Here is a 21,390-nt window from a genome sequence, read left to right on the forward strand (position 1 = left end):
GCACGACAGGCGGCAACGGGTGTCGGCATCCGCCGGCCGCACCCGGCGGTTGGCGGCCAGTTTCGGTCACTCGACGGTGCGCCCGGATTTGGTGACAATTTCACCCGTTCTGCTCGTTTAGGCCACGTAGATCCGCGATGAATCTCAACGAAAGATTAATCGAAATAGCCCGACAGTCGTCTTGGTGTATGTCTGCGCTGTCGGCGGCACGTGCAATGGGCCTGAAATCCTGGTGCATTGGCGCAGGGGCCATTCGTAATTTGGTCTGGGACTCGCTTCACGGATATGTGACTCCGACACGCCCAGCCGACGTCGATTTAGCCTACTTCGACCCGTCTGATTTGTCGTCGATTCGCGATGCCGAAATCCAGCGCAGCCTCACGGCGCAATGTCCCGAAATTCCGTGGGAGGTCACAAATCAGGCCGCTGTTCATCTCTGGTTCGAGAGCGCCTTTGGGCATCCGGTGTCCCCCTTCAGTTCACTGGCCCAAGCCGTTGCGTCGTGGCCGGAGTACACGACGACGGTAGGACTGACTTTGCTTAGTGACGGGACAATTGATGTCTGCGCACCATACGGACTCGACGACCTTTTTTCCATGGTGGTACGACGCAATCCAGCGCGTGTCAGCATTGATACCTATCTTCGGCGAATCCAGCAGAAGAGATACAAGGACCGCTGGCCCCGTGTGACCATCATCGTTTAGATATGCCGCAGGCAGTCAAGGGGCGTGTTACCGACGGAAGTCGAGCATAAATGATCAATCGACGCGAGAGGATTCCCGAATGCTCACAACAGCGTTCGTCGTTGAGGTTCCCGCAGCAGAGTCAACAGTAGCGGACCTTCGTAGCCGGTTTGATGCTACCTCTGACCAGGGCGTGCCGGCGCATATCACGGTTCTGTTTCCCTTCATGCCGCCTGACGAAATTACGACCGATGTCCTTCGTCAGGCGCAAAGCGCGCTGAGTGTTGTGCAGCCGTTCGAATTTTCGTTGAGGAAGGTCGGGCGGTTTGCGGTCACCACTTATCTTGCTCCTGATCCGCCAGAACCGTTCGTCGCCTTGACGACTGCGCTGGTCGAGCGCTTCCCCATGTTTCGCCCCTATGGTGATGCACACGATGGCATCGTTCCACATCTGACTGTCGCGCACGGCGATGCTGCGACAGCTCATTTGGCTGCCGTCGAGCTCGAACATCGTCTGTCTGCGCAGGAGGCGATTCGAACGTGCTGTCGCTCTGTCGCTCTGCTGGAGAACTCGTCGGGTCGCTGGAGGAAGATGCATGTGATTGATCTTCCAAATGTCTACGTCTAATGACGATCGACCGCAGTCCGGTCTGCGCGGTTCTATGGCACTAGGCGTCTAGCCCATCTGAAGCGAATGGCCGCTTTGTAGAAAGCTGGCCGGCCGCTCCGGGTCGATCTGCGCCGGTCGCGCGCTGCAGGGCGGCGGCCGGCCGCGTTCGGCCGAGGCCGTGTCAAAACTCGAAATTACCCGTTTTTCGGGTGTCGCTTTACCCTTCCCGAAGTGCCGCGAGGCCGATACAGAGCATTCTGGCGGGTCGCCTTCTCCGTTGGCCGGCCCCGGCACACGTTTTTACACAGCCTTATATGGACACCGCCCGGTCATTGGCCAGCAACTCCTGATGACGATGCGAGTGTCCGCTCAAAGCAAAGGAGCGGCCCCATTTTTTGCTTAAAATTTGTCTTCATCGTGCCCTGCGCGAGGCACCTCGGAAACTGCGGCTCGGCCTCGATCCCCCAAGCGCCTGCCACATGACCGAGACGTGGCGTGGCAGGTAAAAGGGACGATGCCTGATTGGCGATGCCCTCATCGGCTATGGTGCCGACCCGTTGCTCGGTTGTATGGGAAGCAGATATTGGGCTATGCCGTACGCCGCTTCCCGCGCGCCACGCATTACACCGATGAGCGTAGCCGAGGCGGCCCCGCACCACTCGCCGTAGCCGACCAGCCACAAGCGTTTCTCGTCTCTGGCGTGCGTCCCATCTGTCCTCGGCAAGCCCTCGACGTCACGGATCTGTAGCGGGTCAAGATGTTTGAGTGCGGGGCGGAACCCGGTGCACCAGATCACGACATCGATGCGGGAATGCCTGCCGTCGCTCCAGACGACGCCATCCGTGTCGAATCGGCTGAACGGACGTATTGCATGCAGCACGCCTCGCACACGCGCCTCCCGTACAGGAGGCACCATGACGATGTCGCCCAAACCACCTACTGGTGCCGTGATCGTGTGCCCATCGCGTAGAGCCTGCCATTTGGCGGTCGCGCGTTCGAACAAGACCCGGCCATCCACGTCGTCTGGAAGAAAAGCAGGTTCCTGCAGCGTCACCCACGTAACGTTGCAGACCGTTGATACCTCCGCCAGGATCTGTGCGCCCGAGTTGCCGCCACCCACTACCAGCACGGATCGTCCGCGCAGGTCGTCCGGATTGCGATACTGCGCCGAATGCATCTGACGACCACTGAAGATCTCGCGTCCAGGATAGTCGGGCACATACGGTGCGCTCCAGGTGCCGGTTGCACTCACGACCGCCCTGGCGAGCCATTCCCCGTGTTCGGTACCGACCAGCAAGCCACCCTGAACCCGTGAAACGGATTCGACATGAACTGTGCGCCGGACAGGTATGTGATAACGCTCCTCATATCGCGCCAGATAGTCGATGACCTCGTTGCGCGACGGGTAAGTGTCGCGCGATACGGGCATCTGCCAGCCTGGCAGCGAACTCCATTGAGCCGGCGAAAACAGATGTAGCGAGTCCTAGGTATGTCGCCAGGCGCCTCCTGGGGCGCTCTGGTTATCCAGCACGAGATAGTCGAGCCCCGCACGACGCAGGAAGTAGGCGGTGGCAAGCCCGGCCTGGCCACCGCCGATGACTACAACATCAAGGTCTGCAGGCATGCGCTTTCGTCCCATCTCCTGATTCGAATTCCGGCGGTCACGCGGCCCATTGAGCTTAAAGACGGTGGGCGGTGCACTGCACTACTTGGTCGCCCGCGACGTAATCACGTGCTCGAGGCCAGCTGGCCCGACCGGTGCCTCGGCGAGCCACGGAATGAGCGCGGTGCGCTGCGCCAGATCGTCCGCCACGCGGCGCACGAACGGCACCTCGTAAGTGCCCCGCTGGCACAGCATCGGGTCGGTCGTGCCGCTCGCCAGCAACGACTGGTTGATGACCCACGCGTACGGCGTAATTCCCGCGCGCGCGAGGTCGGCGCTCAGGCGTTCCGCTTCGTGAACGGGAGTGGCTTCCGGCAACGTGACGATCAGGATGCGGCTGTAATCCGGGTCGCGCAAGCGCGGCAGCAGCTGGCGGACCGACTCGGGCATGTCGCCCCGGGTGCGCATCACTTCGCGGTGATAGGCCTCTGCTGCGTCCAGCAGCAGAATGGTGTGCCCGGTCGGCGCGGTGTCCAGCACCACAAAGCCGGACTTGCCTTGATCGACCGTGCGCGCGAAAGCCCTGAAGACGGCGATTTCCGCCGTGCAGGGCGAGCGCAGATCTTCTTCGAGCATCGCCCGGCCGCCCGCATCGAGATGGGATGCCGCTTTGCCCAGTACTTCCTCGGTGTACTGCTGCACTTCGCGCACCGGGTCGATGCGCGTGACGCTCAGCCGAGGCAAGACGCCGTCGATGGTCGCGGCCACATGCGAGGCCGGGTCGGTGGTCGAGAGGATCACGTCGTGTCCGCGGCCCGCCAGCGCGACTGCGATTGCCGCCGCTACCGTGGTCTTGCCCACGCCGCCTTTGCCCATCGTCATGATCACGCCGTGGCCCGCCGCCGACAGCTCGTCGACGAGGCCGCCCAGGCCCGGCGGCAAGATGGTTTCGGGCATCCGGCGTTCGGTCGGCATGCGCACGCGCTCGGGATGCGCCATGTCGCGCAGCGCGTCCAGCCCGACCGTGCCGCGCGGCAGAAACGGAATGCGCGTCTGCGGTAAGCCAGCCAGCTCGCGCGGCATGTCGGCCAGCGCCTGTTGCGCGCGCTGCGCCATGGCGGTCGCAATCGCGTCGTCGGTGCGGTCTGTGGCGAAGAGGCCGTTGATCGCCAGCACCTGGTTGCGAATGCCGAGTTCGGCCAGCTCGTGCCGCGTGCGATTCGCTTCGCGCAGTGCGGCGACTTCGGGCCGGCTCACCAGGACGACGGTCGTTTGCGCTGCGCTCGACAGGCGTTCGACGGTCGCCGCGTACAGCGCCTTCTGCTTTTCCAGTCCGGCTAACGGCCCGAGGCAGGAGGCACCGCCCGTCGACGACGAGATGAACTCGCTCCACGCCGACGGCAAGGTCAGGAGGCGCAGCGTGTGCCCCGTCGGCGCCGTATCGAAAATTACGTGATCGAAATCGGCCGTCGCGGCCGGGTCACCGAGCAATTTGGAGAATTCATCAAAGGCCGCAATCTCGACCGTGCAGGCGCCGGAAAACTGCTCTTCCATATTGCGGATCGCCGCTGCGGGCAAGACGCCGCGATAGGGTCCGACCATTCTGTCCCGGTAGGCCTGCGCGGCCGCTTCGGGGTCGATATTCAACGCGAACAGGCCAGGAGCGCCGGGCACCGGCGTCGGCAACTGACTCAAGCCGACGCCGAGTACCTCGTCGAGATTGGAGGCCGGGTCCGTGCTGACGATGAGCACCCGCTTGCCGACATCTGCCATGGCGAGGCCGGTGGCACAGGAAAGCGAAGTCTTGCCGACGCCGCCTTTTCCGGTGAAAAAGAGATATCGGGTTTGCGTTTCAGGAAGGGACATGGTCGCTCTCTAGCAACAGCCTGAGCCCGGCGCGCGGCAGCTGCCGGCCTTGATGTGCGGTTTTTCCGCCGTGGTCAGTGCGATGCCGAGTTTCTGCCCAAGCTGCTGGCGTGACGGATACATGCCCGTCGATACGATGTGGCCATCGATCACGAGGATCGGCAGTCGTTCCATGCCGGCTTCCATTTCCTTGACCACCGCGGAGTTGGCGGCGAACGCCTGCGGTTCCTGGCCCAGGTTGTAGCGGGACACGGTGACGCCGTGTGCCTCGACCCATTTCAGGTCCGCGGCGAATTGCGCCAGCGCGGGGTCCACATCCACACCGCATACACCCGTCGAGCAACACATCGCGGGATCGAACACTTCGAGTTTCTTCATGGCAGCGCCTCGGAACAATCGGGATTCAGCGGTTTCCACAAGCACGGATGCGTCTGCGGGCAAAGGTGCGTGAATTCGGGCAGACTGCGAATTAGCTCGGGAATGTCGTTTCGCTCGATCTGCGTGAAGCCGCGCCGCGCAAAGAAGGTGCGGGCGGCTTCATCATTCGGAATAAGGTAAAGCGCGCGCAGCGATCGCGTTTGCGCTAGCGCAACGGAAGCGTCGATAAGACGGGTACCCAGACCGGATGCGTTCGGTCGCGGGTTAACCGCGACCGAACGCAACAGGGCTGCGTCGCCGGTTTGTTCCAGTCCCGCCACCCCGACGATCGCGGCGTCGCGCACGGCGACGTGGAAGCCGTCGAGGCTCCGTGCCGTGAGGTCGCTCGCCGGCAGCCTGCAGGTATCCAGCAACGCGCGGATATGCTCGAAGTTCGTGGCGGCTGCCCGGCGAATGTCCTCGACAGGCGTATTCATTTCAATCCTCCGCTGCGTTCACGGCGTCGAAGCGTCTGCCGGATGGTGATGCATCGCGTCCGGATCGTGTCCGGCCATCGCGTCGTGCCCATGATCGGACAGTTGGGCATCGAACCAGTCGTGCAGGGCGGCGACAAGACGATGCTGCTCGCTGCGATACACGATTTCGCCGCCGCGGCGCACGTCGTGATATTCGACCGTCAGCTCGCCGCGCCGGGCAGCACGCAATACAGCGAGGCCTGGCATGTCGTTGCCGTGGATCTGCTCAGGCGCGCCAAAGTCTCCCGCCGAGAAGCGACGGGCGATCGCGGCGAGATGTCCGCGGATCAGCGCGGCCTGCCGCGCGTCGGGACGCTTCGTGACGACCCGCTGGATGCCGCCGTCGGCCGTCTTCGTGAAGATGTGGGTGGTGGCCGCGAGCGAGAACGGCATCACGTCCGCGCCGTGTTGCGCGACCTCCTTCTGGCGTGCAGTGGCATCGGCAAGGGTGAACGGCGAAACAACCGCCATGCCGAGCAGGACCAGAATCGATGCAGCGACGACTGTTGCTGAACAGCGTTTCATGGAATATTCCACCTCGAATCGTGCCGGAGCCTGGCGCCAGCATCCTGTTCGACGGCTGAGTGAAATCATACAGCGGGCACGTGCTTCTTCGCTCTACCGGGCGGATACCGGCATGACGCGATCTCGACTACGCGAATTCATGGCAATCGCAGCGACTGCGACCGCAGACACGAGGGAGACGAGCCGCACCGTCCACTCGACGGCCCCGTAATCCCGATCGATGTCTTTCAAGGCAACCTCCCTGATCTGTCGCTGATGGGGGCTCTTTCATCACCGTGATTCAGGTTGCCTGGCGATGATGGTGAGCGCGTTGATACACGTCAAGATGGCTAGGACCGCCCCTGGACATCATGAAAGGCATATCGCGTGCGCGAACAGACCTGTCCCGATGACCACGCCTCCGTACAGGATTGCGGCATCCAAACTTGAAGAAATACGGCACGGTCTTTGACAGCATCCCCCCGCAACCGCATGACGGGCACGATCTGCCGTACCACCCTGAGTTCATACGATTCCTTTGAGGAGCAATGCCATGAGCAACGTTGACGTCGTCTTGTGCAGCCCGGTACGCACCGCGATAGGAACCTATGGTGGGACGCTCAAGGACGTAGCGGCGCCAACGCTTGGCGCTGCCGTTATCCGCGAAAGCCTCAAGCGCGTCGGATTGCCGCCTGCCAAGATTCAATCGCTGGTCATGGGCAACGTCATTCAGGCGGGTGTGAAAATGAACCCGGCACGGCAGGCTGGCATCGCTGGAGGCTTGCCGGTCGAAGTTCCCGCGCTCACGGTTAACCGCGTGTGTGGGTCAGGCGCGCAGGCCATTGCCAGCGCGGCAAACGAAATCTGGGCCGGCATGATCGACTGCGCGGTCGCAGGGGGTATGGAAAACATGGACCGCGCCCCCTACCTGCTGCCGCAGGGACGCTGGGGCGCGCGGATGGGCGATGTGACACTGTTCGACAGCATGCTGCTCGATGGACTCAACGATGCTTTCAGCGGTCAGCATTCCGGTTGGCACACAGAGGATCTCGTCATGAAATGCGGCATCTCGCGAGAAGACCAGGATCGATGGGCGCTTCGCTCCCAGCAACGTTTCGCGAAGGCCCAGGCCGCAGGTCTCTTCGATGCCGAGATCGCGCCGCTGGAGATTCCTGGTCGCAAGGGAACGACGGTCTTTGGCCGCGACGAGCACAACCGGCCAGACACCAGCGCCGAATCACTTGCCAGGCTCAAGCCGGCCTTTCGCAAGGACGGGACGATTACCGCGGGCAATGCGCCCGGCTTGAACAGCGGGGCGGCTGCGATGCTTGTCGCCGGGCGCGCCTGGGCCGAAAGCAATGGCCTGACACCGATGGCACGGCTGGTCAGTTTCGGCGTGGGAGCGGTGGAGCCGAGTTTGTTCGGACTCGGCCCCATTCCGGCAGTGCGACAGGCCATCGCACGCGCTGGCTGGTCTGTCGCCGACGTGGATTGCGTGGAAATCAACGAGGCGTTCGCGGCGATCGCATTGGCTTGCTCGCGTGAACTCGGCTTCGCGGAAGACATCGTAAATGTGGAAGGCGGAGCAATTGCGCACGGACATCCAATCGGTGCGAGCGGGGCCGTACTGACCACGCGGCTGTTGCACCAGATGCAGCGTGGTGGGGGCCGGCACGGTATCGTGACGCTATGCATTGGCGGAGGACAGGGAATCGCGCTGGCGCTCGAACTTCTGTGAAAACCGCATAACGGTTGTGCCCGAAAGCCACGATTCGTTGAATAGGGGAACCGTCCAACGACATGTGCGCAAGAGCACTACACCGGACTACATCGCTCTTCGTAGAAGTGAGGTGACGGTCATCAGCGATGTGACCGTGCGGACGTCCCCTTATAGGCACAAAGCTGTCATCGGCCTTAGTGCTTGCAGAAGGACGGATATGGGTCGAGATGCGCCGCTTGGACGTCGCCGGCTCGCCCGAGCGGCGCGACAGCATCGTATGGCGCAGTTCGGCCATCTTCGGCCGTTGCTCCGTGCTTTCGCGCGCACGTTCGCACGTCGCCTCTGCACCCGGAAGCTGACATTGAGGCGTAATAGAACTTGTGACTACACGAGCAGCGAGCCGGCGGTTCGGCCAGCTCAGAATCTATTGTGACGAAGCGGATGGCTGCGCCGCCTGCTCAACGCACGACTAGCAAAGCCGCACGAAGTATCAGCGATACCAGTTCTGCCTGCCGGTGCGTATCGGTCTTCGCCAGGATCTGCTTTAGATATCCGCGCGCGGTTCCCAGACCGATGCCCAATTGCGATGCCGCCTCGGCGAGATCCAAGCCCCTTGCGAGCAGCGTCGTAAGTGCCGCTTCGCGTCGCGTGAGATCAAAGGTCGTGGTGAGGAAGCTCGGATCGATCTCGGTTCGTCTGTCTGGTTCCATTACGAACAGGATTACCCGTGTGGCTGAACTTATTCCGTTCGGTACTTCCGATGAAGATACCGGCACCACGCGGAGAATGAGCGGAGGACGTGGCGGACGGCGTGACACATAGCAGTTCATCGGCGCCCATGGCCGCACGACAGCTTCGCTGACATCCCGGCCACAGTTGTTCAATCCGACCGCCGTCTCAATCGCGCCGCGCAGATTCTTGGCGTCAGCAGGTCGCGCCGCGGATACTTCATTGCGACTGAGCAAAAGACCATCACCGCAACGCGCCAGTGCCTCGGCGCGGGGATTGGCGAAAATCGGGCGCATCCTCGAGTCGAGGAGTATCACGCCGAACTCCAAGCGCGAGATAACTTCGTACGCTCCTTGTGCCTTGAGGTCCGCTGTGGCGAGACGGCTTTGCACTTGCAGTGCCGTCGTCAGATGCGGCACGATCAACCGAGCAGCGTTGACGTCGTCGTCGCTGAAGTCGGCTGCTCCACTATCGCGGCCTATCACCAAGTAAACGCCTCGATCCGGTACAAGCGGCGCGACCATTCCATAGAATCCACCAGCCGGCCGGACTGCGTCGTTATAAAAATCCGACTGCCTGAAGTCTCCATCCGTGACGAACGAAGTCTGGCGCAATGGCGTGCTGACTGGGATCACTTTGACCCAGGGCGGTGGCTGCGTTGCGAATTCCCGCTGCATGCGCCGTGCGGACTCGACATCAAAGCCGGTCGTGAGTGCCAACCCGAGTGTCTCCGTTGCCTGAACGCCCAAGAAGATTGCCTTGTGGGACGCCGTTGCTTTCGTGATCGAGATACCTGCGCGCGACCACCCGTCAGGCGCGAGCGCCGCTTCGTAAACATGCCGAATTGCTTGATGGATTGTTTCGACGCGCGTCATGTTTGCTGCCAGTCTGAGGGAATTTTCCCTCCCAAATGGGAGTGCCGGATGTGCGCAAGCTGATCAAAAGTATAGGGAACGCTTCTGGTTGAATCGAGCGAATCGATGGAGCCAGGTATTAACCCGCCTTGCCGTCGTCGGGCTGGGCGACACCCCTGGCCGCCGAGATTAGCTGCCGCGAATCTTTGCGAGCTCACGAGGAGTGATCGAAATGCAGCGGTGGTGGATTGTGATCAGAAAGCGGGCCGACATTTGGCTGTTGGCATGGCTCTACGCAGGCATGGAGGCTGTCGCGCTTTTCCACCCGACAGCGTCGGACACTCGCAGCGATAGCCGTGCATTCTCGGTTGACATCGCGCCGCTCATCGCGTTGGAGGTGCGCACCGGGGCAAAGCGGTGTGTTTTCGAGAACGTGGTAATTGGCGATGGCTCCATCCGCGCTGGCGCTTGGTGCGCACCAACGATGTCAACCGGAGAGAAAGGCAACGGGCCCGGCGACCTGTCTGCGCCGGTTTCGAATAAGGCGCTAGTCAGTGGACTTGCTGGTTGGCGCTTTTTTGCAAGCGTTTAGCGGCAATGTGCGGCCACAGTTGCGGCTCGGTATTCGTACATGGCATCGCTTGCGCTTGAGAATTAGCAATAATCTTCAGGAGATCGACTATGGCAGCGCGTGAAATGCATGGTGTCATTGAGAACGATTTGTTTTCGACAATCCACTGGGTACGGGATGAATGCGACAGTGGGCAATGGCAAGACCCATGGTATCCGTCAAAATCAGCCGGGACGATTGCTCCCGCTGAGCAACGAGAATGGCGATCGGAATCTGACGGTATTTTGACTGGGACTTCTGGTTGGGCACTTTGGAAGGTCAACGTTATGTCAGGTGCCGATGGACCGCACGACGAATTCTTCAGGGTGAACTGGTCGGTTCCCATGGCTGGCGGGCCCAACATTACATGTGCGGCGTGGAGGAACGATCCCGACGACACATTTCCGGACCCGAGGCCATCGCTCATCACCATCGTTCCGATCTTCCGCTCGGAAGACGGAACCGAGGGTGCTCTAGTGCAAGCTGCAGAGATTGCGCCCTATGTACTTGCCGTGCCTTGGTCTTTCTGGGCCGATGCTCCACAGTTTCAAACCCATCCGCGCCAGATTTTCTCTGTTCGGCTCCGTGCCCAGACACAAAGCGCATTGATCACGCCAGACATGGTGGGTGAGCCCGACATGGGGCAATTAGCCATGGTGGCGTTTCGACAACGAGCAGAGTACGCAGCCGCAAACGGCTTTGCAGGAGGCTTTCCAAACTTTTACGAGGCGAACAGCGGGCCGGACCGAGTAGGTGGCAGCATATTCCTGAACTCCAGTGTCGCTGAATGGCGAGACGTATCTCTCCACGATCTTGGAAATCCGCCGCTGGAAGACTTCGGCGAGCGCATGCGTGCTACGAATGCATATGCGACCAAGAATGGTTACATTGGTGGGTTTCCGACCTATTATCACGCGCAGTACAGTGAGGGCATCGTCTGCGGCAGTGTTTTCCTGCGAGGCGAAGGAGTTGAATGGCGAGACGTTCCGATTGCAGACCTCGGAAATCCTCCGCTCGACGATATCGGTCAGCGATTTCGCGCAACGCAGGATTACGCGAAGCGATACGGATTCGAAGGAGGATTTCCTAACATGTTCCATGCTGACTACGGCAATGGCATCGTGTGTGGAACGCTTCTCCTGAAGGCACCAGCAGCGACTCGGCGCGACATTGTGATATTTCGCGGCCCTCACTGAGCAAACGAGGCGTTGTAATCTGTCGACAGATTCCGTGCAGTATCTGCTCGATGACCGAGACCGCTTATGTGCGAGATCTCCCCCAGTGGGGAAAGGTGCATGGATAGGAAATGAAGCCCGCCCTGTGCGGGCTTTTGCATTCGTGAGTTGCGACACGCATGTTCGCATTACCCTTAGTCGCGCCGGGGGAAATGACCCGGCAAGGAGATAAGCCGGCGCACGGAGAAGTGCAGACGGGTGCCGCCGCCCCGCTGGCACCCGCCAAACATCGAAAATATGAAGCCCGCGAGGTAAGCGCCTGAGGGGTGTCGTTCGTGGATCGCTTACGATTCACCGGACCGCGCCGACCAGGCACCCCCATGGGATCATGGATCTGATAGCGGTCGGTATGACACGGGATGGTTGATCGGCCCAAACCATCCTCCTCAACCGGCGATGGAGTGGTCGTTGGTCCGATAGCGCGCCGAGCAAAGCGGCGGATGTGATCGCGAATCGAGCGGCTGATTGGAGTCGATCTGCGCCGGTCGCGCGTCACAGAGCGGGGGCCGGCCGCGTTCGGCCATACGCGGTCGCTCGCGCAAGTTGGCCGAGTGACCGCTTCCGTCCGCTTCACTGCCATCAGCCAGCTTTGTGCATAGGTACGCGACGTGAATATGCCTTACTTCAGCTATCTTCGTTCATCGTCAGGATGATCTTTCCTACGTTCACAGCCGACTCCATCCGTCGATGGGCAGCCGCGGCATTGGCGAGAGGAAACACGCTGTCGACGACCGGCTCCAGACCCGCTCCTCCTGCAAAGCGGTCCAGCCAATGTTCGCGAAACCGCCGAACCATCGCGTGTTTCTCGTGCTGGTCGCGCGACTTCATCACCGTGCCGATGATTTGCAGATGACGGTACAGGATCTGTTCGAGGCTCACGATCACGTCACCGCCGCCGCCAAGTATCCCTACCTGCACCAGCCGGCCGCCGTTTGCCAATGACGCGACGTTCCGGGAAAAATATGGCGCGCCCACGAAGTCGATAACCACGTCGACACCGCGTTTGTCCGTCCTGCTTGCGACAACTTCCGAAAAATCCTGCGTCTTGTAGTCGATCGCATGGTCCACGCCAAGTTGAACGATCCGTTCCAGCTTCGAGGCTTCGGCGGTCGCGAAGATCGTCGCGCCGGTTGAGTAGGCCAGTTGGACAGCTGCGGAACCCACCCCGCCCGCCGCTGCGTGAATGAGCACCGAATCGCCGCGCTGCAAGCGGCCAAGATGCAACAACGCTTCGTGCGCCGTGACGAAGACTTCCGGTATTGCCGCCGCGTGCACGTAGTCGATCGTTGCCGGAATGGGCATCGCCATTCTCCAGTCAATGCGCGCCAATTCTGCGTAGGCCCCGCCGCCGACGACGCCCATTACACGATCACCGACCTTGTAACCCTGCACGGAAGGTCCGGTCTCGATCACCTCGCCGGCGATCTCGAGCCCCATGATCGTCGAGTCGCCGAAGTTCGGCCTGCCGTATCCGCCTCGGCGATGCGTGAGGTCCGCGCGATTCACACCTGCTGCATGGACGCGTACCAGCAAATCGTCAGGGCGCACCTCGGGTACCTGGACCTCGGCGAGCTGGAGAACCTCGGCCTCGCCGAATTCATTGAATGTGATGGCTTTCATTTCAAACCTTCCTGCGTCGTGGATAAATGGCCGGCGACATCGTCGGACCGAGTTTGTGCGCCAAGCGTTGCCTGCGCTGCGGCGGATGCCGAGATCGCCGCGGGAAACCCCGCATAGAACGCGAGGTGAGTGATCGCCGCGGCGAGCTCTTCGCGGGTCACGCCGTTCGTCAACGCGCGGCGCAGGTGCGCCGGCAACTCGTCGAGATGGCCCCCCGCGATCAGCGCGGCGACGGTCACGAGGCTGCGGTCACGCGGCGAGAGCGCCGGATCGCTCCAGATCCGCGGATAGAGCGTGTCGTCGACGAATGCCGAGAGCTTCGGCGTGAACGCACGCGCGGCCTCGCGCGGACTGTCGAAATGCGTATGAGACATGGTGATCCTCCTTCAAGCCTGGCTGATGAACTTGTGCGTGAGGTAGTACTCGATGCCCTCGGCGCCGCCTTCCGAGCCGTGGCCGCTTTCCTTCATGCCGCCAAACGGCAGTTCGGTCGAGACGATGCGGTACTGGTTGATGCCGATCATGCCGGCTTCGAGACCGTCCGCGACATCGATGGCCGTGCGCGCGCTGCTCGTGAACGCATAGGCGGAGAGCCCGTACGGCAACCGGTTCGCTTCGGCGAGCCCGTCGGCGAGCGCATCGAAGCGCATCAGCACCGCGATCGGGCCGAACGGTTCTTCGTGCATCACACGCGCGTCCTTCGGTACGTCGGCGAGGACCGTCGGCTCGAAGAAATACCCGTCGCCCGCAATGCGCTTTCCGCCGGCGAGAATGGTTGCGCCACGCTCCACCGCATCGGCGATGAGTTCCTCCATCTTGGCAAGCTGGCGCGGATTAGCCAGCGGCCCGACCTGCGTGCCCGCATCCATGCCGTTCCCGACCTTGAGCGCGTTGGCGGCACGCACGAAGTGACCGACAAACTCGTCGTAGACTTCGCGCTGGATCAGGAAGCGCGTCGACGAGATGCAGATCTGGCCCGTACCGCGATAGCGATTCGCCGCGCCTTCGACCGCGGCCTTTTCGACATCCGCATCGCTGAATACGAGGACGGGCCCGTGGCCGCCCAGCTCCAGCGTAATTGGTTTGACGCCTTCGGCTGCGCGCGCCGACAGCAGACGGCCGATCGGCACCGAGCCCGTGAACGTCACCTTGCGGATTACCGGAGAAGCGATCAGCTGCTTCGACACCTCGTCGGGCACGCCGAACACGACTTGAAGCACGCCCTTCGGCAAACCGGCGTCGTCCAGTGCGCGTGCCAGCGCGAGTGCCGTAGCGGGGCTTTCCTCGCCGGGCTTGATGATGACGCTGCATCCGGCGGCAAGTGCGGCGGAGAGCTTGCGCGCCGGGGTGATCGCGGGAAAATTCCACGGCGTGAATGCGGCGACGGGCCCGATCGCCTGTTTCTTCACGAGCTGTTGCACACCCGGGCGGTTGGACGGCACCACGCGGCCGTCGATGCGACGCGCCTCTTCGGCGAACCATTCGAAGTAGTCGGCGGCACGCAGGACTTCGTCGCGGCTTTCCGCCAGCGGTTTGCCTTCCTCGAGCGTCATGACCGTCGCGATGTGCCCGGCGCGCTCGCGCATCAGTTCCGCCCCGCGTTTCAGAATGCGCGCGCGTTCGGCCGGCACGGTGTTGCGCCAGACGTCGAACGCCTGTGCAGCGGCCTGCAGGGCGCGATCCAGATCGGCTGCCGTCGCGAGCGGGACGCGGCCGATCTCGATTTGCGTGGCGGGGTTGATCACCGGCGCCGTTTCGCGTTCGCTCGCGCCGATCCATTCGCCATTGATGAAAAGATGAAGTGCGTCGTAAGTGATGTCCATGGTATCAACCAATATGGTTAGGATTGCGATTCAATATGTGTTCGCCGCGAGCCGGATTGGGGACCTGCGCCACGCCGTGTCGGGATGATCCGCCGTGCCGTGCCGGGCTCGGCCTTGAAACGTCCGTGTTCTGACTGCCTGACTTCGGGACCAAGTCTAGGCGTGAAGCGCTCGGCAACTTAGAGGGGCCGGAAAGAATGAATCTTGTCTCCGGAGAGAAAATCCCCCCGTCGATATGAAGGGATATTGAAAGGATGCGCAAAAACGACACGAGGTCTCGCGCTGACTGCAGGAAACAGGCGGTGGCCCTATGATCAGGCTCGCGCGGGCTGAAACGCTGCGATTCGACGAAAAATTCAAAGCCAGGGTGCGTAATGGACAAGGTTCACACCATGTCGGTGTTTGCGAAAGTGGTCGAGATGGGCAGTTTCACGGCGGTGGCAAACCACCTCGATACGACTGTCGGCAACATTTCCCGAGCGGTCTCGGTACTCGAGGACAATCTCAATACGCGGTTGCTGCAGCGCTCGACGCGACGGCTCGTGGTCACCGATGCGGGGCGACGTTTTTACGAACGCAGCGTCGCGATCCTCTCGGACATCGAACGGGCCGAAGCGGAAGCCCGTGATGCGCTGCTGGAGCCGCGCGGTGTATTGCGCGTGCATGCGGTGCCGGGATTAGGCCGTCAACTCGTTTCGCAAGCCGTGCTGGCCTATCGGAGCGCATACCCGGAAGTGTCGGTCGACCTCATGCTGTCGCAGCGGATGCCGAACTTGCTCGAAGAGCAACTCGACGTGGCGATCGTGATTGCGCGCACGCTGCCGGACTCGGCGTATGTGAGCCAGAAGATCGGCGCCAGCCATTGCATTCTGGCGGCGTCGCCCGATTACCTAGCACGGCATCCGGCTCCCGAATGTGTGGAAGATCTCGCCGATCACACATGTGTGCTCCTGAGCACGGTCGATTACGCACCGGACGAGTGGCATCTGCAAGGCAGGCCCGGCGACGCGGTGTATCGTCCGACGGGAGCGCACTTCAGTGTCAACGACATGGATGCGATGTCCACGGTGCTGCAGGAGGGCGCGGGGATCGGGTTGATCGCCGCCTTCTCGGCAATCGACGATTTGCGTAAAGGATCGCTCGTTCGCGTCCTGCCTGAATTCCACACCGCTCAGCGCAACGTGTATGCGGTGTATTCGTCGCGTCAGTTCGTCGACGCGAAGATCAAGCGGTTCATCGATGTACTGAAGGTGCGGGTAGGTGACCGGTTGAATGCGTATGAGGAGGAGCTCGCTATCACGGTCGTATGATCCCCATTACGCCCGGCACGGTCGGGTAGGTATCCGATTTCCCGGGGCCGACCCGTCGCATTGAGCGTATGCGGTTGTGACATTGCAAGTATGCCGGATCGACGAATCCGCATTCGTTCCGCGCTCGTACTGGACTAAATGCTCCGCTGCCGGTTCCCGATCCATTGCAGTCGTTCGCCAACGTTCCGCCGACGGCGTATCCGGGTCGTCAGCGGCCGGTCCTGAAAAGTTTGAGCGTAGGTCTTGGCGCAGGTTTGTTCGCCGCGCCGTTTCAGACAAGGCGCAGGTACTGCTGCATCAGTGGGCATTGCAAGATGCTCGGCAACCAAGTGATGGGATCAGCACCCAGAATTACGAAAGCCCGCAGAAAGCGGGCTTTTTTTGCGTGCTACGAATTTGCTACAGCAAGGGACGGGAGCCCTGCTGGACAAGCCTCGTGCTTATCATTCCATCCCCTGAACTACGGGGCGGATAGGCCGCCGATTCAATCCGGTGTAACAGCGCGTATCGGGCGAGTTCCGATTCTCGCGCCCGTCACCTCATCGACGGCAATCGCCCTGATTTCCGTGCCAGTGTCTGCATCATAGAAGCGCATCAACTTGCCGCCGCCAAGATGTTGGCGTCCCCACGTGCCGATCATGAAAAGCACCGGCAGGAAATCGAGCCCGGCCTGCGTCAACCGGTATTCATCGCGCGGCGGACGCTCTGAGTAGCGGTGTTTTTCCAGCAGTCCAGCGGCGGTCAACGACACCAGCCGTCGTGTCAGGATCGTCGGTGCAATCCCCAGACTTTTACGGAACTGATCGAATCGGGTGAGGCCGGCATGCGCATCGCGAAGGATCAGCATGCTCCACGCGTCACCGATCGTCGACAGGGTGCGGGCGATCGGGCACGGATTATCGTGGAGAATTTTCTCGTCCATACAATTTTGATAGTGACTTGGTGCCGAAGCGGTAGTATAGTCCATTTCAAATCGATAGTAACACGTGGCGACAGTTCGGTCGCCCATCTGGAGGTTTGAATCATGAGCAAAAACGGCAGGGGTGTCGCTCTCGTAACCGGGGCGTCTTCAGGCATCGGCGCGGCGTCCGCCGAGCGGCTCGCGCGAGCAGGCTTTACGGTATTCGGTACCAGCAGGCGGGTGGTGCAGGCCGTGCAGCGGCCGTTCGAAATGCTGATTCTCGATGTCACCGACGACGCATCCGTTCAGAGCTCTGTCGACGAAGTGGTGCGGCGGGCGGGTCGTATCGATCTACTTGTGAACAACGCCGGCTTCGGCGTCGCGCCGGCCGGCGCGGAAGAAAGCTCGATCGAGCAGGTCCAATCGATCTTCAATACGAACTTTCTCGGCGTCGTCCGGATGACCCGCGCCGTCTTGCCGCATATGCGTCGCCAGGGCAGCGGCCGTATTGTCAACATCGGTTCGGTCCTTGGTTTTCTGCCTATGCCGTACGGCGCGCTCTATTCGGCGACCAAGCACGCCATCGAAGGCTATTCCGAATCGCTCGACCATGAGGTGCGCACACAGGGCATCCGCGTTTCGATCATCGAGCCGGCCTACACGAAGACGCCGTTCGACGCGAATTTCATGGAGCCGGACAGAAAGCTGGAGGTGTACCAGCAAGCGCGCGACGTTGTCACCCAACGCGTGAACGCCGTGATGGCGACCGCTACGGAGCCGGCTGTCGTCGCCGACGTGGTGTTAAAGGCTGCCATCGCCGTGCATCCTAAGCGCCGCTATACCGCCGGAGCGCTGGCCGCCCGCCTGCGATGGCTGCGCGGATTCGCGCCCGAGAGTGTGCTGGATGCAGCCCTGCGCAAAGACCTGCGGCTCGACACGATTTCGGTGACGCGATCCGGCGACGCGGCTCTTGAACAATGAACGGGCAACTGCGGCCAAGGGAACAGACACCATGAGAGTATTCAATTTCGACCGTTACGGGGACGAGGATCGCGTTCGCATGAGCGACGTGCCCGAGCCGCCATTGCGGGACGACGACGTTCTGGTTCAGATCCACGCCTCGGGTGTGAATCCGCTGGATGCCAAGATTCGGGACGGCGAGTTCAAGCCAATATTGCGTTATCACCTGCCGCTCATTCTCGGCAACGAGATGGCCGGGATCGTGACTCGCGTCGGTCCGCGCGTGCGACGGCTCAAACCCGGCGACGCGGTGTACGGCCGGCCCGACAAAGCTCGGATCGGCACGTTTGCGGAGTTCATTGCTGTGAGCGAAGCGGACGTCGCGATCAAGCCGAAGACGCTATCGATGCAGGAAGCAGCATCAGTCCCGCTGGTCGGTCTTACGGCCTGGCAGGCGTTGATCGAGAAAGCGCAGTTGAGGCCGGGACACAAGGTGCTGATCCACGCGGGTTCGGGCGGTGTCGGCACGTTCGCGATCCAGTTGGCGAAACACCTCGGCGCGTACGTCGCGACGACGACCAGCACGGGAAACGTCGAATGGGTGAAGGAACTCGGCGCAGACATCGTCATCGATTATCGCAAGGACGATTTCGAAAAAATCCTCCGCGACTACGATGTCGTGATCAATAGTCTGGATGGAAAAACGCTCGAAAAATCCTTGAACGTGCTCAAAAGAGGTGGGCGACTCATCTCGATCTCGGGCCCCCCCGATCGCGAGTTCGCGAAGGAGCTCGGCTTGCCTTGGTTCATGGGAATCGTGATGAGCCTCTTGAGCTCCCGGATCAGAAGGAAAGCAAGACGTCACGACGTGAGCTATTCCTTCCTGTTCATGCGCGCATGCGGCGCCCAACTGCAGGAAATCGCTTCACTCATCGACGCTGGTGTCATACGTCCGGTTGTAGAGCGCATCTTTCCATTTGAATCGACCAAGGAAGCGATGGCTTACGTCGAAACCGGACGCACCAAAGGGAAAGTTGTCGTCACGTTACGTTGACCTTGACGATAGCGAGCATCGCTGGCCTCGGATGACCCCCGGGGTGCCGGGGCAAGTTCTCGATGATAGGTTGACTGCTACGTCTCGGAAATCCGGCTTCGACGAACATGATAAGGAGGGCCGATCCCGAAAAATAGAGCGTAAGTTTCGGCGTAGCTTTGTGAATTGGGCCTTGTCAAATAAAGCGCAGGTACTGCTGCATCATCGGGCATTGTCGATAGTCCCGTGGAGTGCCGTGCCGTCCAATGCCTCTGTTTCGAGCTGAGTAAGCCAGTCAGCCCAAACTTGCATCATTTCTCGGCGGTCCGGCAGATATTTCGCGTGATTGTATGTCGAGCGAGTCTTGTCCTTGTCCTTGTGTGAAAGCTGCATTTCAACAACTTCGTCTTTCCAACCCATTTCATGAGGCTGTGTGGACGCGGTTGCTCGAAAGTCGTGACCCGTGATCGGTTGAGGGTTATCAGGGACCATGTAGTCGATCGCTCTGTTGATTGTCGCTCGACTCATATGGGGAAGCTTGCGGTTGCTGTGAAGGATCGGCAGGATGTATCCGCGATTTCCGTACATCTCCTGCAACTCGCGCAGCAGGCTCAGTGCTTGTCGAGGCAACGGAACGATGTGTAGCCGCCGAGACTTGATCTTCTCTGCCGGGACCTTCCATTCAGCAGCACCGAGGTCAATCTCTTCCCATCGTGCCCGACAAAGCTCGATCGTGCGGGGAAAGAGCATCATCAGTAACCGTATCGCGATCACGGTTCGCTTGCTCTTGTACGTTGGGAGCTGTCGGAGTATCGCCTTCAGCTCGTCGCGACTCAGCGCACGTGCGTTCTCAGTCGGTGGTTTTACGATCGATCCGCGCAAAACCGACGCGGGGTCCGAATCGGCCCGCAAAGTGATAACGGCGTACTGAAACACATTCGACACGTACTGTCGCAGTTTGATCGCGACGGAAGGAGATCCGCGCTCTTCGACTCGGCGCACTAAGGACAGAACGTCATGTGCGGTTATTGAGCGCATCGGTCGGCTACCGATAAAGGGGTACGCGTCAGTCTCAAGCATGCGCAGGATTTCGCCATAGTGCCGCTCGGTCCACGTCTTGCGCTTCTTATCAAGCCACTCGTCGCTGACGGCGCGGAAAGTTGCTTTGCCTTCGTTGATGCGCGCAGACAGCACTGCCTGCCGAGCGTGAGACGGATGCAGTCCCTTCTTGACGAGTTCACGGGCATCGTCGCGTGCCGCGCGCGCGTCTTGAAGGCTGACGGTGGGATATTCGCCGATCGCGAAGAGGTTCTCCTTCCCAGCAATTCTGTACTTGTATCGCCAGAGCTTGGAGCCGGACGGATTCACCAACAGATACAGTCCATTGCCGTCGGTAAGTTTGGTAGGCTTGTCGCCTGCCTTCGCTTGTCGGATCTTGACGTCGGTAAGTGGCACGGTGAAAAAGAGGGTATCGTCTTTGGAAGGTTGAAGTGATACCCGCTTCATTACCCGCTTTTTTCTCGGCTGGGCGCGATTTCTGGCGAACGTGAGCGAACGGCGGAACGGCGTAGGAAGCCCGACTAGTAAGGGTTAGAGGCTAATCGCCGAACCAACACGAACTGGAGCGAACAAAGTGATCAGACATATTGTCATGTGGAAGTTGAAGGAATCGGCGGAAGGCGCGACGCGCGCACAGAACGCGCTGAAGCTGAAGGAAAAGCTCGAAGGCTGCCGCGACCTCGTGCCGGGTATCCTGCAGATCGACGTCGGCGTGGCGACGCCGGGCCTCGACGCGACTTCCGACATCGTGCTCGTGTCCGATTTCGCGGACAAGGCCGCGCTCGACGCCTACCAGGTGCACCCGGTCCACCTGGAAGTGAAGAAGTTCGTCGTCGCGGTGGCCGAATCGCGCGAGTGCGTCGACTACGTCGTCGACAGCACACGATGAGCGACGCGGCATCCCCGGCGGACGGCCCGTCGATCGAAAGCCCGTTCGTCGACCTGCTCGGCGTGCAGCTCGTGTCCGCGAAGGACGGCGCGAGCGAGATCGTGCTGCCGCTCGAAGAGCGGCACATGAACACGTGGGGCATCGCGCACGGCGGCGTGACGATGACGCTCGCGGACATCGCGCTCGCGATGGCGGCGCGCAGCCTGACCGATGACGGCGTCGGCGTCGTCACGGTCGAGATGAAGGTGAACTTCATGCAGCCTGGGCGCGGCGAATTGCGCGCGTACGGGCGCGTGATGCATCGCTCGACGACGATGGCTTACTGCGAAGGCGAAGTGCGCGACAGCGACGGCAACTTCGTCGCGAAGGCGCTCGGTACGTTCAAGTACATGCGGCGGCTCGCGGTGGGCCGCGACATCAAGCGGCAACGCTCGCGCACGGCGCCGGACGCGCAGCCCGGCCCGAGCGACGCGTAAGCACCCGGACGC

19 protein-coding genes and 1 pseudogene are annotated in these 21,390 nt (G+C 61.2%); 9 read left to right on the forward strand and 11 right to left on the reverse strand.

Features of this window, described 5'->3' with window-relative positions:
• The first annotated feature begins 137 nt into the window (after window positions 1–137).
• Both DM992_RS11030 and DM992_RS11035 read left to right on the forward strand, forming a co-directional pair.
• Complete coding sequence (locus DM992_RS11030; protein ID WP_111016823.1) at window positions 138–704, forward strand: nucleotidyltransferase family protein; 567 nt, start codon at window positions 138–140, stop codon at window positions 702–704.
• Between the two features lie 79 nt (window positions 705–783).
• Window positions 784–1,311, forward strand: a complete 528-nt coding sequence (locus DM992_RS11035; RefSeq protein WP_111016824.1) for a 2'-5' RNA ligase family protein — start codon at window positions 784–786, stop codon at window positions 1,309–1,311.
• A 523-nt stretch (window positions 1,312–1,834) separates the two neighbouring features.
• Here the strand turns inward: DM992_RS11035 and DM992_RS11040 are convergent.
• The 5 genes and pseudogenes from DM992_RS11040 to DM992_RS11060 form a co-directional block, all read right to left on the reverse strand.
• Window positions 1,835–2,917 (reverse strand): annotated as a pseudogene (locus DM992_RS11040) (ArsO family NAD(P)H-dependent flavin-containing monooxygenase).
• Between the two features lie 81 nt (window positions 2,918–2,998).
• Window positions 2,999–4,762 (reverse strand): arsenical pump-driving ATPase, encoded by a 1,764-nt coding sequence (gene arsA / locus DM992_RS11045; protein ID WP_111016825.1) that lies wholly within the window; start codon window positions 4,760–4,762, stop codon window positions 2,999–3,001.
• 9 nt (window positions 4,763–4,771) lie between these two features.
• On the reverse strand, window positions 4,772–5,140 hold the full coding sequence (gene arsD, locus DM992_RS11050) for an arsenite efflux transporter metallochaperone ArsD (RefSeq protein WP_111016826.1): 369 nt from the start codon (window positions 5,138–5,140) through the stop codon (window positions 4,772–4,774).
• Window positions 5,137–5,616 carry a GNAT family N-acetyltransferase gene (locus DM992_RS11055; RefSeq protein ID WP_111016827.1) on the reverse strand — a complete coding sequence of 160 codons (480 nt, stop codon included), beginning with the start codon at window positions 5,614–5,616 and terminating at the stop codon, window positions 5,137–5,139. The genes arsD and DM992_RS11055 overlap by 4 nt, the downstream gene beginning before the upstream one ends.
• A gap of 18 nt (window positions 5,617–5,634) precedes the next feature.
• Entirely contained in the window at window positions 5,635–6,180 is a 546-nt protein-coding gene (locus DM992_RS11060) for an aspartate carbamoyltransferase (RefSeq protein WP_111016828.1), read from the reverse strand.
• 532 nt (window positions 6,181–6,712) lie between these two features.
• Here DM992_RS11060 and DM992_RS11065 point away from each other — a divergent pair.
• Complete coding sequence (locus DM992_RS11065) at window positions 6,713–7,897, forward strand: thiolase family protein (RefSeq protein WP_111016829.1); 1,185 nt, start codon at window positions 6,713–6,715, stop codon at window positions 7,895–7,897.
• Window positions 7,898–8,337: 440 nt separating this feature from the next.
• Here the strand turns inward: DM992_RS11065 and DM992_RS11070 are convergent, their stop codons facing one another.
• Window positions 8,338–9,483, reverse strand: coding sequence for a helix-turn-helix transcriptional regulator (locus DM992_RS11070; RefSeq protein ID WP_111016830.1), 1,146 nt, complete (start codon window positions 9,481–9,483; stop codon window positions 8,338–8,340).
• Window positions 9,484–10,143: 660 nt separating this feature from the next.
• Between DM992_RS11070 and DM992_RS41630 the strand changes: the two genes are divergently transcribed.
• A complete protein-coding gene (locus DM992_RS41630) occupies window positions 10,144–11,268 on the forward strand; it encodes a hypothetical protein (protein ID WP_162631637.1) in 1,125 nt (374 codons plus the stop codon).
• Between the two features lie 663 nt (window positions 11,269–11,931).
• Here the strand turns inward: DM992_RS41630 and DM992_RS11085 are convergent.
• The 3 genes from DM992_RS11085 to DM992_RS11095 are packed head-to-tail and all read right to left on the reverse strand — an operon-like array spanning window position 11,932 to window position 14,750.
• Window positions 11,932–12,927, reverse strand: coding sequence for an NAD(P)H-quinone oxidoreductase (locus DM992_RS11085; protein WP_111016832.1), 996 nt, complete (start codon window positions 12,925–12,927; stop codon window positions 11,932–11,934).
• Window positions 12,924–13,301, reverse strand: coding sequence for a carboxymuconolactone decarboxylase family protein (locus DM992_RS11090; RefSeq protein WP_111016833.1), 378 nt, complete (start codon window positions 13,299–13,301; stop codon window positions 12,924–12,926). The genes DM992_RS11085 and DM992_RS11090 overlap by 4 nt, the downstream gene beginning before the upstream one ends.
• A gap of 12 nt (window positions 13,302–13,313) precedes the next feature.
• Window positions 13,314–14,750: an NAD-dependent succinate-semialdehyde dehydrogenase gene (locus DM992_RS11095; RefSeq protein ID WP_111016834.1), complete on the reverse strand. Its 1,437-nt coding sequence runs from the start codon at window positions 14,748–14,750 to the stop codon at window positions 13,314–13,316.
• 374 nt (window positions 14,751–15,124) lie between these two features.
• Here DM992_RS11095 and DM992_RS11100 point away from each other — a divergent pair, with 374 nt between their 5' ends.
• Window positions 15,125–16,060 (forward strand): LysR family transcriptional regulator, encoded by a 936-nt coding sequence (locus DM992_RS11100; protein WP_111016835.1) that lies wholly within the window; start codon window positions 15,125–15,127, stop codon window positions 16,058–16,060.
• A 484-nt stretch (window positions 16,061–16,544) separates the two neighbouring features.
• Here the strand turns inward: DM992_RS11100 and DM992_RS11105 are convergent, their stop codons facing one another.
• Complete coding sequence (locus tag DM992_RS11105; protein WP_111016836.1) at window positions 16,545–16,982, reverse strand: helix-turn-helix domain-containing protein; 438 nt, start codon at window positions 16,980–16,982, stop codon at window positions 16,545–16,547.
• A 102-nt stretch (window positions 16,983–17,084) separates the two neighbouring features.
• Here DM992_RS11105 and DM992_RS11110 point away from each other — a divergent pair, with 102 nt between their 5' ends.
• Together DM992_RS11110 and DM992_RS11115 are read left to right on the forward strand one after the other, a co-directional pair.
• Complete coding sequence (locus DM992_RS11110; protein ID WP_111016837.1) at window positions 17,085–17,942, forward strand: oxidoreductase; 858 nt, start codon at window positions 17,085–17,087, stop codon at window positions 17,940–17,942.
• A 31-nt stretch (window positions 17,943–17,973) separates the two neighbouring features.
• Window positions 17,974–18,975 (forward strand): NADP-dependent oxidoreductase, encoded by a 1,002-nt coding sequence (locus DM992_RS11115; protein ID WP_111016838.1) that lies wholly within the window; start codon window positions 17,974–17,976, stop codon window positions 18,973–18,975.
• 201 nt (window positions 18,976–19,176) lie between these two features.
• On the opposite strand, the gene DM992_RS11120 is transcribed toward DM992_RS11115, so the two are convergent.
• Window positions 19,177–20,460 carry an integrase arm-type DNA-binding domain-containing protein gene (locus DM992_RS11120; RefSeq protein ID WP_239511268.1) on the reverse strand — a complete coding sequence of 428 codons (1,284 nt, stop codon included), beginning with the start codon at window positions 20,458–20,460 and terminating at the stop codon, window positions 19,177–19,179.
• A gap of 127 nt (window positions 20,461–20,587) precedes the next feature.
• Here DM992_RS11120 and DM992_RS11125 point away from each other — a divergent pair, with 127 nt between their 5' ends.
• Complete coding sequence (locus tag DM992_RS11125; RefSeq protein ID WP_111016839.1) at window positions 20,588–20,902, forward strand: Dabb family protein; 315 nt, start codon at window positions 20,588–20,590, stop codon at window positions 20,900–20,902.
• Window positions 20,899–21,378, forward strand: a complete 480-nt coding sequence (locus tag DM992_RS11130) for a PaaI family thioesterase (protein WP_072437170.1) — start codon at window positions 20,899–20,901, stop codon at window positions 21,376–21,378. The genes DM992_RS11125 and DM992_RS11130 overlap by 4 nt, the downstream gene beginning before the upstream one ends.
• Window positions 21,379–21,390 lie beyond the last annotated feature (12 nt).

The sequence above is a fragment of the Burkholderia sp. JP2-270 genome, assembly GCF_003233675.1.
Classification (GTDB): domain Bacteria; phylum Pseudomonadota; class Gammaproteobacteria; order Burkholderiales; family Burkholderiaceae; genus Burkholderia; species Burkholderia pyrrocinia_C.

Coding starts and splice junctions, on each gene's coding strand:
- DM992_RS11030 (WP_111016823.1), top strand. CDS start 138: ATGAATCTCAACGAAAGATTAATCGAAATAGCCCGACAGTCGTCTTGG.
- DM992_RS11035 (WP_111016824.1), top strand. CDS start 784: ATGCTCACAACAGCGTTCGTCGTTGAGGTTCCCGCAGCAGAGTCAACA.
- arsA (WP_111016825.1), bottom strand. CDS start 4,762: ATGTCCCTTCCTGAAACGCAAACCCGATATCTCTTTTTCACCGGAAAA.
- arsD (WP_111016826.1), bottom strand. CDS start 5,140: ATGAAGAAACTCGAAGTGTTCGATCCCGCGATGTGTTGCTCGACGGGT.
- DM992_RS11055 (WP_111016827.1), bottom strand. CDS start 5,616: ATGAATACGCCTGTCGAGGACATTCGCCGGGCAGCCGCCACGAACTTC.
- DM992_RS11060 (WP_111016828.1), bottom strand. CDS start 6,180: ATGAAACGCTGTTCAGCAACAGTCGTCGCTGCATCGATTCTGGTCCTG.
- DM992_RS11065 (WP_111016829.1), top strand. CDS start 6,713: ATGAGCAACGTTGACGTCGTCTTGTGCAGCCCGGTACGCACCGCGATA.
- DM992_RS11070 (WP_111016830.1), bottom strand. CDS start 9,483: ATGACGCGCGTCGAAACAATCCATCAAGCAATTCGGCATGTTTACGAA.
- DM992_RS41630 (WP_162631637.1), top strand. CDS start 10,144: ATGGCAGCGCGTGAAATGCATGGTGTCATTGAGAACGATTTGTTTTCG.
- DM992_RS11085 (WP_111016832.1), bottom strand. CDS start 12,927: ATGAAAGCCATCACATTCAATGAATTCGGCGAGGCCGAGGTTCTCCAG.
- DM992_RS11090 (WP_111016833.1), bottom strand. CDS start 13,301: ATGTCTCATACGCATTTCGACAGTCCGCGCGAGGCCGCGCGTGCGTTC.
- DM992_RS11095 (WP_111016834.1), bottom strand. CDS start 14,750: ATGGACATCACTTACGACGCACTTCATCTTTTCATCAATGGCGAATGG.
- DM992_RS11100 (WP_111016835.1), top strand. CDS start 15,125: ATGGACAAGGTTCACACCATGTCGGTGTTTGCGAAAGTGGTCGAGATG.
- DM992_RS11105 (WP_111016836.1), bottom strand. CDS start 16,982: ATGGACGAGAAAATTCTCCACGATAATCCGTGCCCGATCGCCCGCACC.
- DM992_RS11110 (WP_111016837.1), top strand. CDS start 17,085: ATGAGCAAAAACGGCAGGGGTGTCGCTCTCGTAACCGGGGCGTCTTCA.
- DM992_RS11115 (WP_111016838.1), top strand. CDS start 17,974: ATGAGAGTATTCAATTTCGACCGTTACGGGGACGAGGATCGCGTTCGC.
- DM992_RS11120 (WP_239511268.1), bottom strand. CDS start 20,460: ATGAAGCGGGTATCACTTCAACCTTCCAAAGACGATACCCTCTTTTTC.
- DM992_RS11130 (WP_072437170.1), top strand. CDS start 20,899: ATGAGCGACGCGGCATCCCCGGCGGACGGCCCGTCGATCGAAAGCCCG.